The organism is Pandoraea soli (genome assembly GCF_902459595.1).
Lineage (GTDB): Bacteria > Pseudomonadota > Gammaproteobacteria > Burkholderiales > Burkholderiaceae > Pandoraea > Pandoraea cepalis.
In genome coordinates this window covers 262,778-277,407 of sequence record NZ_CABPSG010000005.1, presented here as the reverse complement: position 1 = coordinate 277,407, position 14,630 = coordinate 262,778, and the positions used below count along the sequence as shown (strand labels likewise).

13 protein-coding genes are annotated in these 14,630 nt (G+C 63.9%); 5 read left to right on the top strand and 8 right to left on the bottom strand.

The window, feature by feature from the left end; translation table 11 throughout:
• Positions 1-15 precede the first annotated feature (15 nt).
• The 3 genes from PSO31014_RS11595 to PSO31014_RS11585 form a co-directional block, all read right to left on the bottom strand.
• A complete protein-coding gene (locus PSO31014_RS11595; RefSeq protein ID WP_150551755.1) occupies positions 16-1,386 on the bottom strand; it encodes an MFS transporter in 1,371 nt (456 codons plus the stop codon).
• Positions 1,387-1,752: 366 nt separating this feature from the next.
• Positions 1,753-2,199 carry a DUF488 domain-containing protein gene (locus PSO31014_RS11590; protein WP_150551754.1) on the bottom strand — a complete coding sequence of 149 codons (447 nt, stop codon included), beginning with the start codon at positions 2,197-2,199 and terminating at the stop codon, positions 1,753-1,755.
• Between the two features lie 173 nt (positions 2,200-2,372).
• A complete protein-coding gene (locus tag PSO31014_RS11585; RefSeq protein ID WP_150551753.1) occupies positions 2,373-3,506 on the bottom strand; it encodes a 2-aminoethylphosphonate--pyruvate transaminase in 1,134 nt (377 codons plus the stop codon).
• 392 nt (positions 3,507-3,898) lie between these two features.
• Between PSO31014_RS11585 and PSO31014_RS11580 the strand changes: the two genes are divergently transcribed.
• The 5 genes from PSO31014_RS11580 (at position 3,899) to PSO31014_RS11560 (ending at position 10,192) form a co-directional block, all read left to right on the top strand.
• A complete protein-coding gene (locus tag PSO31014_RS11580) occupies positions 3,899-4,615 on the top strand; it encodes a phosphonate utilization associated transcriptional regulator (RefSeq protein ID WP_150551752.1) in 717 nt (238 codons plus the stop codon).
• Between the two features lie 104 nt (positions 4,616-4,719).
• The gene (gene phnA, locus PSO31014_RS11575; RefSeq protein WP_150551751.1) at positions 4,720-5,973 is read left to right on the top strand and encodes a phosphonoacetate hydrolase; all 1,254 of its coding nucleotides are present in this window, start codon (positions 4,720-4,722) and stop codon (positions 5,971-5,973) included.
• A 100-nt stretch (positions 5,974-6,073) separates the two neighbouring features.
• Complete coding sequence (gene phnY / locus PSO31014_RS11570; protein WP_150551750.1) at positions 6,074-7,528, top strand: phosphonoacetaldehyde dehydrogenase; 1,455 nt, start codon at positions 6,074-6,076, stop codon at positions 7,526-7,528.
• Positions 7,529-7,866: 338 nt separating this feature from the next.
• Positions 7,867-9,684 carry a Na/Pi cotransporter family protein gene (locus PSO31014_RS11565; RefSeq protein ID WP_150551749.1) on the top strand — a complete coding sequence of 606 codons (1,818 nt, stop codon included), beginning with the start codon at positions 7,867-7,869 and terminating at the stop codon, positions 9,682-9,684.
• The gene (locus PSO31014_RS11560) at positions 9,644-10,192 is read left to right on the top strand and encodes a phosphonate degradation HD-domain oxygenase (protein WP_150551748.1); all 549 of its coding nucleotides are present in this window, start codon (positions 9,644-9,646) and stop codon (positions 10,190-10,192) included. The genes PSO31014_RS11565 and PSO31014_RS11560 overlap by 41 nt, the downstream gene beginning before the upstream one ends.
• On the opposite strand, the gene PSO31014_RS11555 is transcribed toward PSO31014_RS11560, so the two are convergent.
• From PSO31014_RS11555 to PSO31014_RS11535, 5 genes are all read right to left on the bottom strand, one after another.
• Entirely contained in the window at positions 10,186-11,184 is a 999-nt protein-coding gene (locus PSO31014_RS11555; RefSeq protein ID WP_150551747.1) for a hypothetical protein, read from the bottom strand. The two genes, PSO31014_RS11560 and PSO31014_RS11555, sit on opposite strands and share 7 nt — an antisense overlap.
• Positions 11,185-11,423: 239 nt before the next feature.
• A complete protein-coding gene (locus PSO31014_RS11550; RefSeq protein WP_150551746.1) occupies positions 11,424-11,822 on the bottom strand; it encodes a RidA family protein in 399 nt (132 codons plus the stop codon).
• A complete protein-coding gene (locus PSO31014_RS11545) occupies positions 11,819-12,799 on the bottom strand; it encodes a threo-3-hydroxy-L-aspartate ammonia-lyase (RefSeq protein ID WP_150551745.1) in 981 nt (326 codons plus the stop codon). Before PSO31014_RS11545 ends, PSO31014_RS11550 begins: the two co-directional genes overlap by 4 nt.
• The gene (locus PSO31014_RS11540; RefSeq protein ID WP_150551744.1) at positions 12,796-13,470 is read right to left on the bottom strand and encodes a helix-turn-helix transcriptional regulator; all 675 of its coding nucleotides are present in this window, start codon (positions 13,468-13,470) and stop codon (positions 12,796-12,798) included. The genes PSO31014_RS11545 and PSO31014_RS11540 overlap by 4 nt, the downstream gene beginning before the upstream one ends.
• A gap of 110 nt (positions 13,471-13,580) precedes the next feature.
• A complete protein-coding gene (locus PSO31014_RS11535; RefSeq protein ID WP_150551743.1) occupies positions 13,581-14,609 on the bottom strand; it encodes an AI-2E family transporter in 1,029 nt (342 codons plus the stop codon).
• Positions 14,610-14,630 lie beyond the last annotated feature (21 nt).

Below are 14,630 nucleotides of genomic sequence, written 5' to 3'. Positions count from 1 at the left end.
CGCTCTGGCGCCGCGCTAGGTGCGCCGCGCCAGCTCACTGCCGGCATCGCGCGCAAGCCGCGCAATCGAAATCGTCGAACTCACGGCAATCAGCCCAACCACCAGGAACGCCCACGGGAAGTCGACGTCGATCACATGATCGCGCCCGTGCAGCCACGACGACGTCTGCAACACGGCGGCGCCGATGGTGATGCCCAGCGTGAGCGACACCTGTTGCGCGACGCTGGCCAGGCTGGTCGCCTGACTCATGCGCTGCGCGGGCACGTCCGCGTACGAAATGGCGTTCAGGCTCGTGAACTGCAACGAGCGGAAGCATCCGCCAAACAGCAGCGTGCCGAGAATCACCAGATGCGACGTCTGTGCGGTGAACAACCCGTAGCCGCCAATCGTCGCCGACGCGACCAGCGCGTTCGTCATCAGCACGCGGCGAAAACCCCAGCGTTGCAGAATGCGCAGCGAGAGCGTCTTCATGAACATCGCGCCCGCGGCCGAGATGAACGTGAGCGCGCCCGATTCCATCGGCGTCATCCCGAAACCCAGTTGCAGCATCAGCGGCAGCAGGAACGGCGTGGCGCCGACGCCAATGCGAAACAGCGTGCCGCCCGCGACACCGGCGCGGAACGTGGGGATGCGAAAGAGGTCGAGCCGCAGCAGCGGATGCGCGAGCCCCTTCGCATGACGCAGGTAGGCCACGAGCAACGCCGCGCCGATGGCGACGAGTCCCAGTGCGAGCGACACGGGGATCAGATGGCGGCCGATGGTGGACAACCCCAGCATCAGGATCGAGAGGCCGAGGCCCGACAGCACGAAGCCCCGGATGTCGAGCGGCGGCACGTCGTCCTCATACAGATCGGGAATGTACTTCGTTGCGAGCACGAAGCCGAGCACGCCGATGGGGATGTTGATGTAGAAAATCCAGCGCCAATGCCAGTACGTCGTGATGAAGCCGCCAAGCGGCGGGCCTAGCACCGGGCCGACCAGCGCGGGGATCGTGAGGTAATTGAGTGCGCGCACCATGTCGCGCTTTTCCACGGACTTGAGCAGCGCGAGGCGTCCCACCGGCACCATCATCGCACCGCCCATGCCCTGGATGAAACGCGCGATCACCAATTCCGGCAGCGTGCTCGAGATGCCGCAGCAGATCGAGCCAAGCACGAACACGCCGATGGCCGTGCGAAAGACATTGCGCGTACCGAAACGATCGGCAATCCATCCGCTGATCGGAATGAAGACCGCGAGGCTGATGAGGTAGGTCGTGAGCGCGAGCTTGAGCGTGATCGGGCTCTCGCCGAGATCTTGCGCAATCAACGGCAACGAGGTGGACAACACGGTCGAATCCATGTTCTCCATGAACAGCGCGCAGGCAACGATCAGTGGAACAAGCATGAGGCATGACGTTGCCGTCGCGGCAACCGGGTAAGCAAACGAAGAACGACTCGACACACGAGCGGCGGTGCGTCAGCGGGGGCAATCGATAACACGGCGGTGCGCCGGTCATGGCAGGCTCGATGGCGGCGCAGTGAGCGTTATAGCAAACTTCTCCGCGGCCCGTGCCGGTCGTGTGCAGCGCCAGGCGCCATGCGGGTTTTCACGGAGCCCGCGCCGGGCAACATCGTTTTGGAGGGTGGAATGCGGTGTTGTACCACGATACGTTGTTGCATCCATCGAAACGCGCGGCCGATCGTCGCATGCTGGCGGTTGCAACGATGCCGGCAACGACACCAGCGTCGATGCCCTCGCAGGCGTTCGAGCCTATCGCGATGTCAGGAAGTCGCGCAGCACGTCGAGGTGCGTGCGCGCGTCCTCCTCTTCCAGTCGATGGGCTGCGGTGAGCAACGTGATGGGACCGTCGGTCAATCGCGTGCGCAGGTCCGCGAGCGTGGCGTTTCGCTCGGCGTCGAGCGCGGCGAGTTCATCCAGATAGCGTTGGCGGAATTCGTCGAACTGCTCGGGATGCTGGTGAAACCACTGACGCAGCGACGTGCTCGGGGTGGCATCCTTGGCCCAGAAATCGATTTTCGCCTTGGCCTTGGCGAGACCGCGCGGCCAGAGGCGATCGGCGAGCACGCGTTGGCCGTCGGCGGCATCGGGAGCGTCGTATACCCGCTTGAAGCGAAGCTCGGGAAGTTTCGCGCCGCGCTTGCGAGCGGTGCTGGTTTTGACCGGCGGAGCGGCGTCAGGCGTTTTCGACGACGGCATGGGAGACGACCTCGGGGCGTGGGCGCGCAAACGCGCGACACTCGAAAGCTTACCCGAGGCGTTCGAGGCAGGCGAGTCCCGTCCGCGTTCGGCGACGCCACGTCGCGCCGCCGAACGCCAAGGCTGTCGAGAACGCCACTCGCCACCGGCGCCAGCCGTTCACGGCTACGCCATCACGCTGCGCGCGTGAGCGGTGCGACTTGCCGAATACCGAGCGACGCCAGCGACTGCCCGATCGCCGCGACGACGTTGCGCATTTCGTTGTCGTCGATCGCGCCAATGCAGCCCACGCGGAACGTGTCGATCTGCGTGAGCTTGCCGGGATAGAGCATGTAGCCGCGCTCGCGCACCGCCGCATAGAAGGTCTTGAAATCGTACTGGCTGTCGGCGGGCGCATGGAACGTCACGATCACGGGCGCCTGGATCGCCGGCGCGAGGAACGGCCGGAAGCCCAGTGACGCCATCCCCTCGACCAGTGTTCGGCAGTTCTTGCGGTAGCGTTCGCCGCGAACCGGTTGCCCGCCCTCGGCGAGAAACTGATCGACGGCCGCGCGCAGGGCAGCGACCACATGCGTCGGCGGGGTAAAGCGCCATTGCGTGGTCTTTTGCATATACGCGTACTGGTCGTGCAGGTCCATCGCCAGCGAATGGCTGTTGCCGCCGCTCGCTTCGAGCACTGACCGCTTCGCGATCACGAAGCCCATGCCCGGCACCCCTTCGAGGCATTTGCCGCTCGCGGCGACCAGCGCGTCGAACGGCATTGATCGCACGTCGATGTCCAGCGCGCCGAAAGAACTCATGGCATCGACGATCAGCCCTTTCCCGTGCTTCTGACAGACGCGTGCGATATCCGCAAGTGGATTGAGGACCCCCGCGCCAGTTTCCAGGTGCACCTGTGCAACATGCGTGATCGACGGATCGCGCGTGAGCACTTCGTCGATGGCGGTGGCACTGGCCGCCTGATCGTCGGGGATGGGCAGGGCGACGGCGTCGCGCCCGAGATAGCGACAGATCTTGAGCAGGCGCTGGCAGTACGCGCCGTTGTCCGGCACGAGGATGCGTGCGTTGCGGGGCGTGAGCGTGCCGATGGCCGCTTCGACCGAGAACGTGCCCGAGCCTTGGAGCGGCACGCAGACATGCGTGTCGCCGCCCTGCACGATGTCCACGAGATCGTGGCACAGCGACGCGGTGATGTGGTTGAACTGCGCGTCCCACGAGCCCCAGTCGCGCAGCATGGCCTGTCGCGTCGCCGGCGACGTGGTGAGCGGGCCGGGGGTGAGCAGAATCGGTTCCTGACCGAGAATCATGACCGCCTCCTATCAAGCGGATAAACAAACTGCGTGCGTGAAACGCCTAGGTGAGGCGATGTGTTGCATTTTATTGGCAAATTATGTCGTTTTCTTGAAATCCTCGATGCGTTGTCATCTGTTCGTCAAATACCTCAAATAGTATGGAAATCATTGATTAAGATGGGGTTTTGTCGTCGCCATCCGCAACGTTGGTCGACTGTTTTGTGAGGCTTCCGGTAAATAATGGATGCAGTTTGTTGACAATCTACAAATCGTTGTGCTTGAATAGCAAATAACACAAATAGTCGCGTAATGCCACAAATTGCCATAGATAGGCGCGGAGGCGATTTGTGCCGTTGCGGGATCGCGTCGCAGGGTGACGCCAGCGTTCAGAGAGAAGGAAGACCGGTATGAACCCAAATCCCACGTCGCCCTCGGCGATCGAGCTGTTGCAGAGCCAGTCACTGACCACGCTCGTTCAGCACGAAATCGAGCGCCAGATCATGGCGGGCACCCTCACGCCCGGCACCAAGCTCAACGAGATTGAAGTGGCCGGACGTCTGGGCGTGTCGCGGGGTCCGGTTCGCGAGGCGTTTCGTGCGCTGGAAGAAGCGGGCTTGCTTCGCACCGAGAAGAATCGCGGCGTGTTTGTGCGCGTCATCTCGCTGGCGGAGGCCGAAGAGATCTACACGCTGCGCGGCGTGCTCGACGAATTCGTGGCGCGCACGCTGGCCGAGGCGATCACCTCGGCGCAGCTCACCCATCTGCGCGAGTCCGTCGAGGCTATGCACATTGCGGTGGAGGCGGGCGACAGCGAAGCGTATTACCGGCTGAACCTGGCGTTTCACGACGCGCTCGTCGAGATGGTCGGCAATCGCAAGTTGATCGAAACCTACCGGCGCCTGGTCAGAGAGCTGAGCCTGTTCCGTCACGAAGCGTTGACGGGCGATACGTCTGCGCCGCCGAAATCGGAGCGCGAGCATCGCGACATTGTGAGCGCGATTGCTTCGCGCGACCCCGAGCGTGCGGCGCAAGTCACGCGCGAGCATTTGTCGCGAGGCCGCGCGCGCATCCGCGAGGCCCTTGGGCGGGCGCCCGGTGCCGCCGTGCACGCGAAGGCCGGCTGAAGGCCAGTGAGCGATGTCTTGTTGCATACCCGGCCGCCGGGTGCGTGCCGCCGCGAGGGCGACACCGGTGGCCATCTAACGAATTGCGCTTGAGGAGACCCGACGTGAACCCGCCCGTACAAATCGAAGTGAACGGCCGCCAATACCGGTTGCCGCAACAGCCGACCGTCATCGTCTGCGTCGATGGCTGCCAGTTCGAGTATCTCGAAGCCGCCGCGGCTGCCGGCGTCGCCCCGTACCTGAAGCATCTGCTGGCCGACGGCGCGGTGTTCCAGGGCGATTGCGTCGTGCCGTCGTTCACCAACCCGAACAACCTGTCGATTGTGACCGGCGTACCCCCCGCCGTGCATGGCATCTGCGGCAATTACTTCTTCGACCCGTCGGCCGATGGCGGTCGCGGCGCGGAAGTCATGATGAACGACCCTGCCTACCTGCGCGCGGGCACGGTGCTCGCCGCCGCCGCCGATGCGGGGGCGAGCGTGGCGGTCGTGACCGCGAAGGACAAGCTGCGCAAGCTGCTCGGCCATCGCATGACGGGCATCTGCTTCTCGTCGGAAAAGGCGGACCACGTCACGCTCGCCGAGAACGGCATCGACGACGTGCTTGGACTCGTCGGCATGCCGGTACCGGACGTCTACAGCGCTGCACTTTCCGAGTTCGTGTTCGCCGCCGGGGTACGCTTGCTGGAGACGCGTCACATCGATCTGATGTATCTCTCGACGACCGACTACGTTCAGCACAAATGGGCGCCGGGCACGCAGGGCGCAAACGATTTCTACGCGATGATGGACAGCTATCTGCGTCGCATGGACGCGCTGGGCGCCGTCATCGGACTGACGGCCGACCACGGCATGAACGCCAAGCACGATCCGGCGACTGGCCGGCCCAATGTCATCTATTTGCAGGATCTGCTCGACGACTGGCTCGGCAAGGGCGTGGAAGCCGGCGGCGCGCGGGTGATTCTGCCGATTACCGATCCCTACGTGGTGCATCACGGCGCGCTCGGCTCGTTTGCCACGATTTATCTGCCGCAGGATGTGGATCGCGACGCCATGCGTCGGCGCATCGCCGCGATGCCCGGTATCGAGGTCGTGCTGAGCAACGCCGAGGCATGCGCTCGCTTCGAACTGCCGCCCGACCGCGTGGGCGACCTGGTCGTTGTAAGCGATCAGTCGGTCGTGTTGGGCACGAGTGTCAGCCGTCACGATCTGACCGGGCTCACGGTGCCGCTGCGCTCGCACGGCGGGATCTCGGAGCAGACGGTGCCGTTGCTTTTCAACCGCAAGACCGTCGGTATTCCGGGCAAGGCGCGGCTGCGCAACTTCGACATTCTCGACGTGGCACTCAATCACGTCTGACGCGGTACCGCAACGCCTTTGCCCTGTGAGCCCGCGGCGTGCAACCCAGAACGGTTGCGTCGCCGGGCCCCGACCCGTTGGATACGCTGTGGAGAACCCCATGAACGCGCCGCACAAGCTGCATCCCGAGTTCCGCGCCGAAGCGCTTCGCATCGGTGGCGAGAAAGTGACCCGCGATCGGATCATCGAAATCTTCAATCCCTACTCGGGCGATCTGGTGGGCACGGTGCCGAAAGCCTCGCTCGACGACGTGCGCCGCGCGTTCTCGATTGCGAAGCAGTATCGCTCGACGCTTACGCGCTTCGAGCGCGCCAACATTCTCGATAAGGCCGCGGCGTTGCTGCGCGAGCGCACGACCGAGGCTGCGGCGATCATCACGATGGAATCGGGGCTGTGCAAGAAAGACGCCATCTATGAAATCGGTCGCGTGGCCGATGTGCTCGGGTTCGCCGCCGGCGAAGCGCTCAAGGACGACGGACAGGCGTTCTCGTGCGATCTCACGCCGCATGGCAAGAAGCGTCGTGTCGTGACGCAGCGCGAGCCGCTGCTCGGGGCCATCTCGGCCATCACGCCGTTCAACCACCCCATGAACCAGGTGGCGCACAAGGTGGCGCCGTCGATTGCGACCAACAACCGCATGGTGCTCAAGCCATCGGAAAAGGTGCCGCTCTCGGCCTACTACCTGGCAGACACGCTTTATGAAGCGGGTCTGCCGCCGGAGATGCTGCAAGTCGTGACCGGCGACCCGATGGAGATTGCCGACGAGCTGCTCACGAACGAGAACATCGACATGATCACGTTCACCGGGGGCGTGTCGATCGGCAAGTACATCGCGTCGAAGGCGGGCTATCGTCGCATCGTGCTCGAACTCGGCGGCAACGATCCGTTGATCGTGATGGAGGACGCCGATCTCGATCGTGCGTCCGATCTGGCGGTGCAGGGTTCGTACAAGAATTCAGGCCAGCGCTGCACGGCCGTCAAGCGGATGCTCGTCCATCGCGACATCGCGGCGCAGTTCACCGATCTCGTGGTGGAAAAGACCCGCGCGTGGAAATACGGCGACCCGGCCGACGGCGCCAACGACATGGGCACGGTCATCGACGAAGCGGCCGCCCGCCTGTTCGAAACCCGCGTGAACGAAGCGGTGTCGCAGGGCGCACGCTTGCTCGTGGGCAACCGGCGCGACGGTGCACTGTACTCGCCGACCGTCATCGATCGTGTCGATCCGAAAATGACCGTCGTGCGCGAAGAAACTTTCGGGCCGGTGTCGCCGATCCTGACGTTCGGCAGCATCGACGAAGCCATCGCCATCTCCAACGGCACGGCATTCGGTCTGTCGTCCGGCGTGTGCACGAACCGCCTCGATTATGTGACGCGCTTCACCAACGAACTGCAGGTGGGGACGGTCAATATCTGGGAAGTGCCGGGCTATCGCATCGAGTTGACGCCGTTTGGCGGCATCAAGGATTCCGGGCTCGGCTACAAGGAAGGCGTGCAGGAGGCGATGAAGAGCTTCACCAACACCAAAACGTTCACGTTGCCGTGGGGTGTCTGAGGCAGGTGATCGACCGCGCAAGAGGCGCCCGCCGGCACGGTCAAATGGGGCGAAAAGCCGCGTTTCGCGGCGCTTCGGCTCAGGCTGTTCCCCTTGCGCAACAAGGCTTGGCGGAATCAGGGTAAAAATTGTGACAAATTGATGACACGATTGTTGCGCTGGTCATTTTGGTGTACGGTGTTTCGATTGGGGATACGCATGACGCGTGAACTTCATACGCATCCCGACGCCAGTGTTGGACTGACGCGGGATGCCGGTTTGGCAAACCAGTGTGCGCGTCATGTTGGCGGCGCAGGGCGCTGCCGGTCCCGTCGACACAATGATCACGGAACACTGGCATGCTGACACTGCTCAACCTTCTCTCCGGCGTTGCGATGCTGATCTGGGGTACGCACATCGTGCGTACCGGGGTCTTGCGCGTCTACGGCGCCGATCTGCGGCGCATTCTGTCGCACAGCATTTCAAATCGATTCCTCGCGTTTGCGGCAGGCTTGCTAGTCACGGGGCTCGTGCAGAGCAGCAACGCGACGGCGCTGATCGTCTCGTCGTTCGGTGCACAGGGCCTGATCGCGCTCGCGCCCGCGCTGTCAATCATGTTGGGGGCGGATGTCGGTACGGCGCTGATGGCGCGAATCCTGACGTTCGATCTGCATTGGCTTTCGCCGTTGCTGATCTTCTTCGGCGTGGTCTTCTTTTTGTCGCGCAAGCAGACGCGCGCCGGCCAGATCGGCCGTGTGGCCATCGGGCTCGGATTGATCGTGCTGGCGTTGCAATTGATCGTGAACGCGACCACGCCGATGACCGAAGCGGCGGGCGTCAAGGTGCTGTTCGGGTCGCTGACCGGCGACGTGATGCTCGACACGCTGATCGGTGCGCTCTTCGCGATGGTGTCGTATTCGAGTCTGGCGGCGGTGTTGTTGACGGCGACGCTGGCGTCGTCGGGCGTGATCTCGCTCAAGGTGGCCTTGTGCCTCGTGATTGGCGCGAATCTGGGCAGTGGCATGCTCGCGATGCTCACGTCGGCCGGGCAGAACGCGGCGGGCCGTCGCGTGGTCTTCGGCAGCCTTGTGTTCAAGCTGATCGGCTGCCTGATCGTGCTGCCGTTCGTCGACTATGCGCCGGCGCTGGTGAGCTGGCTCTCGGATGCGCCCGCGCAAGCCGTCGTCAATTTCCATGTGCTTTACAACCTGGTGCGATGCGTGGTGTTTCTCGCCTTCACCGAGCCGATGGCGCGTCTGTGCGTGCGACTGCTCTCGGAAAGGCCGGAGGCGGACGGCGTGATGCGGGCCCGTCACCTGGATGAGAGCGCGCTGGAGATGCCGTCGGTGGCGCTGTCCAACGCGACGCGCGAGACGCTGCGCATGGGCGACATCGTCGAGCAGATGCTCAATGGGTTGCTCGAAGTCATTCGCAGCAACGATGTGGCGCGAGCGCGCGAAACGCGCCGTCTCGACGACGACGTCGACCATCTCTATACCGCGGTGAAGATGTACCTGACGCGCGTGTCGCGCGAGAACCTGAGCGAGCAGGACAGTCGCCGCTGGACGGACATCATTTCACTGACGATCAATCTGGAGCACGCGGGCGACATCATCGAGCGCATGGTGACGGAGGTCGAGGAGAAGAAGATCTCGCACAAGCTGTCGTTCTCGGAAGCGGGGTTGCAGGAAATCTGCGACATGCACGCGCGGCTGGTGACGAACCTGCAACTGGGACTCTCGGTGTTCCTGAACACGGATCTTCGGAGTGCGCAGCGGCTCATGGCCGAGAAGGAGAGCTTCCGCGATCTGGAGCGCGCCTATTCGTACACGCACTTGAACCGTCTGGCGGGCCAGTCGGTGCAGAGCATCGAGACGAGTTCGCTGCACCTGGACATCATCAGCGACATGAAGCGTTTGAACTCGCTGTTCTGCTCGACGGCGTATCCGGTGCTCGACGATGCCGGTGCGCTGCGCAAGAGCCGCATGCGGGACAAGCCGAAGGACGGCAAGGACGCGAAGGATACAAGGGATTTGAAGACGCCCAAGGAATCGAAGGCGTCGACGCTGGCGGTACTGGTCGATGTCGCGACGACTGCCGCCACCAGTGTTCGCGACGACAAAGAGAGTTCAAACGATGGCCCTGAGCCTGCCGGACATCCGCACCCTGTTCGATAACTTCGGTTCGCTTGCCTACAGCGGCGAGCCGGTCACGCAATTGGAGCATGCGCTGCAAAGCGCCGCATTGGCCGAGAGCGAAGGCGCCGACGAGGCGCTTGTCGCCGCCAGCTTCCTGCACGATCTCGGTCATCTGCTCAACCTTCAGGGCGAAACGCCCTCCGAGCGCGGCATCGACGATCTGCATCAGTACTTCGCCCTGCCTTTCCTGCGCCCGCTGTTCAGCAACGCGGTGCTCGATCCCATTCGTCTGCACGTGGATGCCAAGCGCTGCCTGTGCGCGATCGATCCCGATTACTTCAGCAAACTCTCGGTCGATTCGGTGCGCAGTCTGGCGTTGCAGGGCGGGGTGTTCAGCGAAGACGAGGCGAAGACGTTCCTGGCCCGCGAGCATGCCGAGGCGGCGCTGCGGCTACGTCGCTGGGACGACCGCGCGAAGGTCGCCGGCATGCCGACGCCATCGCTCGATCACTATATGAAATTGCTGGCGCGGGTAACGCTTCAGTGAGGCAGGCGTGCCCGCCAGTCTGCGGGCAGCAGCTTCAGGACGGCAGCGCGTGACGGGTGCCAGAAGGCGGACAGGAGCAACAGGGCGCCGCCGACCACGACGGCGACAACTGCCAACGCATGCGTGTTCTCCGAGGTCACGAGAAGGTTGAGCATTGCCGTAATCACATACAACAGCGACGACATCATCAGGGCGCGACGATCGATCGCGAGCGAAATCCCCGTGAGCAGGACGAAGAATGCGATAGCGCCGACGGCGTGATCCGGCATGAGCGCCCAGAAGATTGGATGCGTGACCATGCAGGCCGCGAGCAAATGCAGCCAGAACGCGACGTCCGAGCGGAAGGTCGTGCGCGCGGGGTCGCGGGCGTCCCATCGCAATGCCCAGACGAAGATCGCGAGACCGCCGACGATGGTCACGGCGCGCATGGCGTCGATGAGGTTCTCGCCGAGAATCACGACGAAGAGCCAGGTCAGGCAAACCACCCCGCCGATGCCCATGGCGAGGGTGACCGGCACCCGAAAGCGTCGCCAGTACAACGCCGTGCCGATGCCGATGCCCGCATAGCTTGCGAACAGCGATAACAGGACATGGGCGCCCAGCGCGAGTCCTTCCGCCTCGGGCGGGATGGGTTCGCCCGAGCCAAATCCAGGCGCGGCGGCTTGTATGCCGATGAGGCCCACGCTGGCGAACGCGGCGATAAATCCGAAGCAATAGAAGAGCGCGGGAAGTGCCATGCGACGGCGCCGAACGAAGACTTCCGACAGTCCCCAATAGAGCGCCGCGCAGACCAGCGCCGTGAGCCACGGCGGAAGCGTGTGTGTCAGCCACGCCGTGCCGAACATGAGCAGCCCAGACGCGACGACGACGAAAACGTCGTTGAAGCTGGTAATGAGCCGCATCGGCTCGTCGTCGATGCGTTGCTGTGGTTGGAGGGGCGTTGCGTCGGGGGTGGCAGCCTGCGGCGGAGGCGAAAAATCGGGAGTTGTCATGGCGTGGTGGTCGTCGGCGTTCGTGGCCCAAAGTGTATCCGTCGGACGAATCTGTACGCGCAAAAATCCTGGGATATTTCGCAAACTGATGCGAAGCTTTGGAAAACGGACGCGCCACCTCCGGTGGGCAAGGTGCGCAAGGGGCGCAATGCCGAGCCCGACGACGCGCGTTCCTGCCATTCGGCAGCGGCGCCGCCGCGCGTCCACCTCGATGTCGTCACCGCGCGGATGCCGCCGAATCAGCCGGCCAACGCCGTCGCCTCGATCTCCACCGCCACGCCATGACTGAGTGCGGGCACCGGCACGACCGCGCGGGCGGGCTTCGCCTCGCCTGCCCAGGCGGCGTAGACCTCATTGAAAGGCCCCCAGTCGTCGACGTTCGTGATGTACACGCGCACCTGCACCAAGCGGTCGATGCGCGTGCCGCACGCGGCAAGAATCGTCGCGACGTTATCCAACGCCTGCTTCGCCTGTACGGCGAACGGCGCGCCGGCGAGGCGCTCGCCTTCCGGCGTGATCGGCAACTGCCCCGACACGAAAACGAACCCGCCCGCGCAGACACCATGCGAATAGTGACCGCGCGGCGGCTGCAACGCTGCCACGTTCACGGCGTCGATGCCCTCGGCCTGGGTGCTCATACCGTTTCCCCCAACGTGAGTTTGGCGAAGCGCGCCATATCGACGTTACCGCCCGACAGGATGACGCCTACGCGCTTGCCGCGGATATCCAGCTTGCCTTGCAGCACCGCCGCCGCGGCGAGGCAACCGGTCGGCTCGACCACGATCTTCATGCGGCTTGCGAAGAACTGCATCGTTTGTACGAGTTCCTCGTCGGTCACGGTCACGATGTCGTCGACGAGCGAGCGAATCACCGGAAACGTGTATTCGCCGAGATGCTGGGTTTGCGCGCCGTCGGCAATCGTGCGCGGCGTTTCGATGTGCACGATCTTGCCCTTGCGAAAACTTTGCTGGCCGTCGTTGCCGGCCGCCGGTTCCACCCCGTAGATCTCGATGTCCGGGTTCAATGCGCGCGCCGCAACGGCGCTGCCCGAGAGCAACCCGCCACCGCCGAGGCACACGACGAGGGTGTCCAGCTCGCCTGCGTCCTCGATCAATTCCTTGGTCGCCGTGCCCTGGCCGGCCATCACGTGCGGATGATCGTACGGCGGGATCAGCGTCATGCCGCGCTCCTGCGCGAGACGCTTGGCAAGCGCTTCGCGATCCTCCTGGTAACGGTCGAACAGCATCACTTCCGCCCCGTAGCCGCGCGTTGCGTCGATCTTCATCTGCGGGGCGTCCTGGGGCATCAGGATGACGGCCGGCACGCCAAGCTCGCGCGCGGAGAGCGCAATCGCCTGCGCGTGATTGCCCGACGAGAAGGCCAGCACGCCGCCGCGCTTCTGCTCGGCCGTGAACTGCGAGATCGCGTTGTAGGCCCCGCGGAACTTGAACGCGCCCATACGCTGGAAATTCTCCGCCTTGAAGAACAAGCGGGCGCCGGTCATGGCGTCGGCGGTACGCGACGTCAGCACGGGCGTACGATGCGCGGCCTCGCGAATTCGGTCGTGAGCGGCAACGATGTCGCCATAGGTAATCGCCAGCGAAGAAGTTGTCATGATGAGCCTTTCGTGTCGCAGAGATAGGTGTAGACGGTCGAGCGGGCGACGCCCAGCACGCGCGCTACTTCGGCGTGCGCGTGACGCAGGTCGAGCAGACCGCGAGCCTCGACGAGGCGGATGGCTTCGCGGCGCTGCGCGAGCGTCAGGCCTTGCGGCGTGGTGTTACGCTGCGCTGCGAAGTCGGTGATCAGTGAAACGATGTCGTCGAGACGGCGCGTCGCGAGCGTTTCGCGCATGGGCGTCGGTGCATGATTGGGCACGCTCACCAGTTGCTGCACGCTGGCCGCCGCCGCCGCGAGCATCGAGATGTCCATGTTCAGGCAGATGGCGGCGACATACTCGCCGCGACCATTCTTCAGCCCGATGGACGTGCTCTTGGCCGGACGCCCATCGGGAAACCGATTCGCGTAGTTCGCGATGACCTCGGGAAATGCCGGGTCGGCAATGCGCGCGAGGCCCATCTCCGTGACGGCATCGCCGGGGTCGCGGCCGGACAAATTGTTGGCGATCGCCACGATGGCGTGGTCCGGATCGGTCAGGTCGTGCAAGACCACTTCGACGAGCGGCGCGAAGGTCTGACCGAGTGCCTCGACTATCTTGCGGCCTTCACGGAGCAGCAACGCGTTCTCGTCGAGCTTGCGGGGCGCGGACGACTTGGCGGATTTCATGGTTTGACATTATGTCACTCAATGACGAAATGTCAAACGGCATCCGAAAAAACGCCCGGTGCCCGTCGATTATCCAACGGCGGCAACGGGCGCCAGGGCGCCGGGCGAATTCAGACGAGTTGCTTTTCCGCCAGTTCGCTCTTGAGATAGCCGTAATAGATCGGCGCGGCGACCAGTCCGGGCAGCCCGAACGCGGCTTCCATGACGAGCATGGCGAGCAGAAGCTCCCAGGAGCGCGACTGGATTTGCGTGCCGACGATGCGGGCGTTCAGGAAGTACTCGAGTTTGTGAATCACGATCAGGAAGGTCAGGGCGGCGATGGCCACGTACAACGAGATCGACAGGCCCAGCACCACGATGAACGTGTTCGAGATCAGATTGCCGACGACCGGCAGCAGGCCGACGGCGAACGTCACCACGATCATCGTCTTGCGCAGTGGCAAGTGAACGTCGAACAGTGGCAGCACACCGATCAGGAAGATCGCGGTGAAGAGCGTGTTGATCGCCGAGATTTTGACCTGGGCGAACACGATGCGGCGAAACGCATCGCCAAACAGCGTGACGCGCCGTGAGAGCGCGGCCGAGAGCGGGCGCATGCTGTGCACGGGCCGGATCGACGAGAGGGCCACGAGTGCGCCGAGCACGAGCCCCACGATGATGTGCACCATCGCGTTGAGCGCTTCCTTGCCGACGAGCGACATCTCCTGCGTGTGGTCCTTCAGATAGCCGGTGATCGACTGGTGAATGTCGTCGCTGTCGGCCGGCAGGCGTGCCGTGATCCAGGCGGGCAACTGCGCACGCGCCTGCTCGACCACTTCCATCATCCGGCCGTTGAGGTGCGCCAGATGTCCGGCGTCGCTGCGGAAGAACGTGATGATGCCGAAGATGAACGCGGTCATCAGCGCGACGATCACCGCCGACAGGAGGGCGACGGCGACCAGCCGGGCGCGCTCGCTGGAGATGCGCAGTTGCAGGCGTGGCCCGAGCACATGCACGAGCTGATAGACGATCGTCCCTGCGAGCACCACCGAGAGCAGGTGGATGCTGAGAATCAGCCAAAGCGCGAGGGCGGCGGCCGCATAGCTCGCCAGTTCGATCCAGGCATCCCGATCCGGATGCCAGCCAGAGCGCGGTTCCATGCAATGACGTCCTTGTAATTA

Bases quoted from the DNA above. Each gene is read 5' to 3' on its own strand.
- PSO31014_RS11550 (WP_150551746.1), bottom strand. From the start codon at position 11,822: ATGAGCACCCAGGCCGAGGGCATCGACGCCGTGAACGTGGCAGCGTTG.
- PSO31014_RS11585 (WP_150551753.1), bottom strand. From the start codon at position 3,506: ATGATTCTCGGTCAGGAACCGATTCTGCTCACCCCCGGCCCGCTCACC.
- PSO31014_RS11590 (WP_150551754.1), bottom strand. From the start codon at position 2,199: ATGCCGTCGTCGAAAACGCCTGACGCCGCTCCGCCGGTCAAAACCAGC.
- PSO31014_RS11580 (WP_150551752.1), top strand. From the start codon at position 3,899: ATGAACCCAAATCCCACGTCGCCCTCGGCGATCGAGCTGTTGCAGAGC.
- PSO31014_RS11545 (WP_150551745.1), bottom strand. From the start codon at position 12,799: ATGACAACTTCTTCGCTGGCGATTACCTATGGCGACATCGTTGCCGCT.
- PSO31014_RS11565 (WP_150551749.1), top strand. From the start codon at position 7,867: ATGCTGACACTGCTCAACCTTCTCTCCGGCGTTGCGATGCTGATCTGG.
- PSO31014_RS11560 (WP_150551748.1), top strand. From the start codon at position 9,644: ATGGCCCTGAGCCTGCCGGACATCCGCACCCTGTTCGATAACTTCGGT.
- PSO31014_RS11595 (WP_150551755.1), bottom strand. From the start codon at position 1,386: ATGCTTGTTCCACTGATCGTTGCCTGCGCGCTGTTCATGGAGAACATG.
- phnY (WP_150551750.1), top strand. From the start codon at position 6,074: ATGAACGCGCCGCACAAGCTGCATCCCGAGTTCCGCGCCGAAGCGCTT.
- PSO31014_RS11535 (WP_150551743.1), bottom strand. From the start codon at position 14,609: ATGGAACCGCGCTCTGGCTGGCATCCGGATCGGGATGCCTGGATCGAA.
- PSO31014_RS11555 (WP_150551747.1), bottom strand. From the start codon at position 11,184: ATGACAACTCCCGATTTTTCGCCTCCGCCGCAGGCTGCCACCCCCGAC.
- PSO31014_RS11540 (WP_150551744.1), bottom strand. From the start codon at position 13,470: ATGAAATCCGCCAAGTCGTCCGCGCCCCGCAAGCTCGACGAGAACGCG.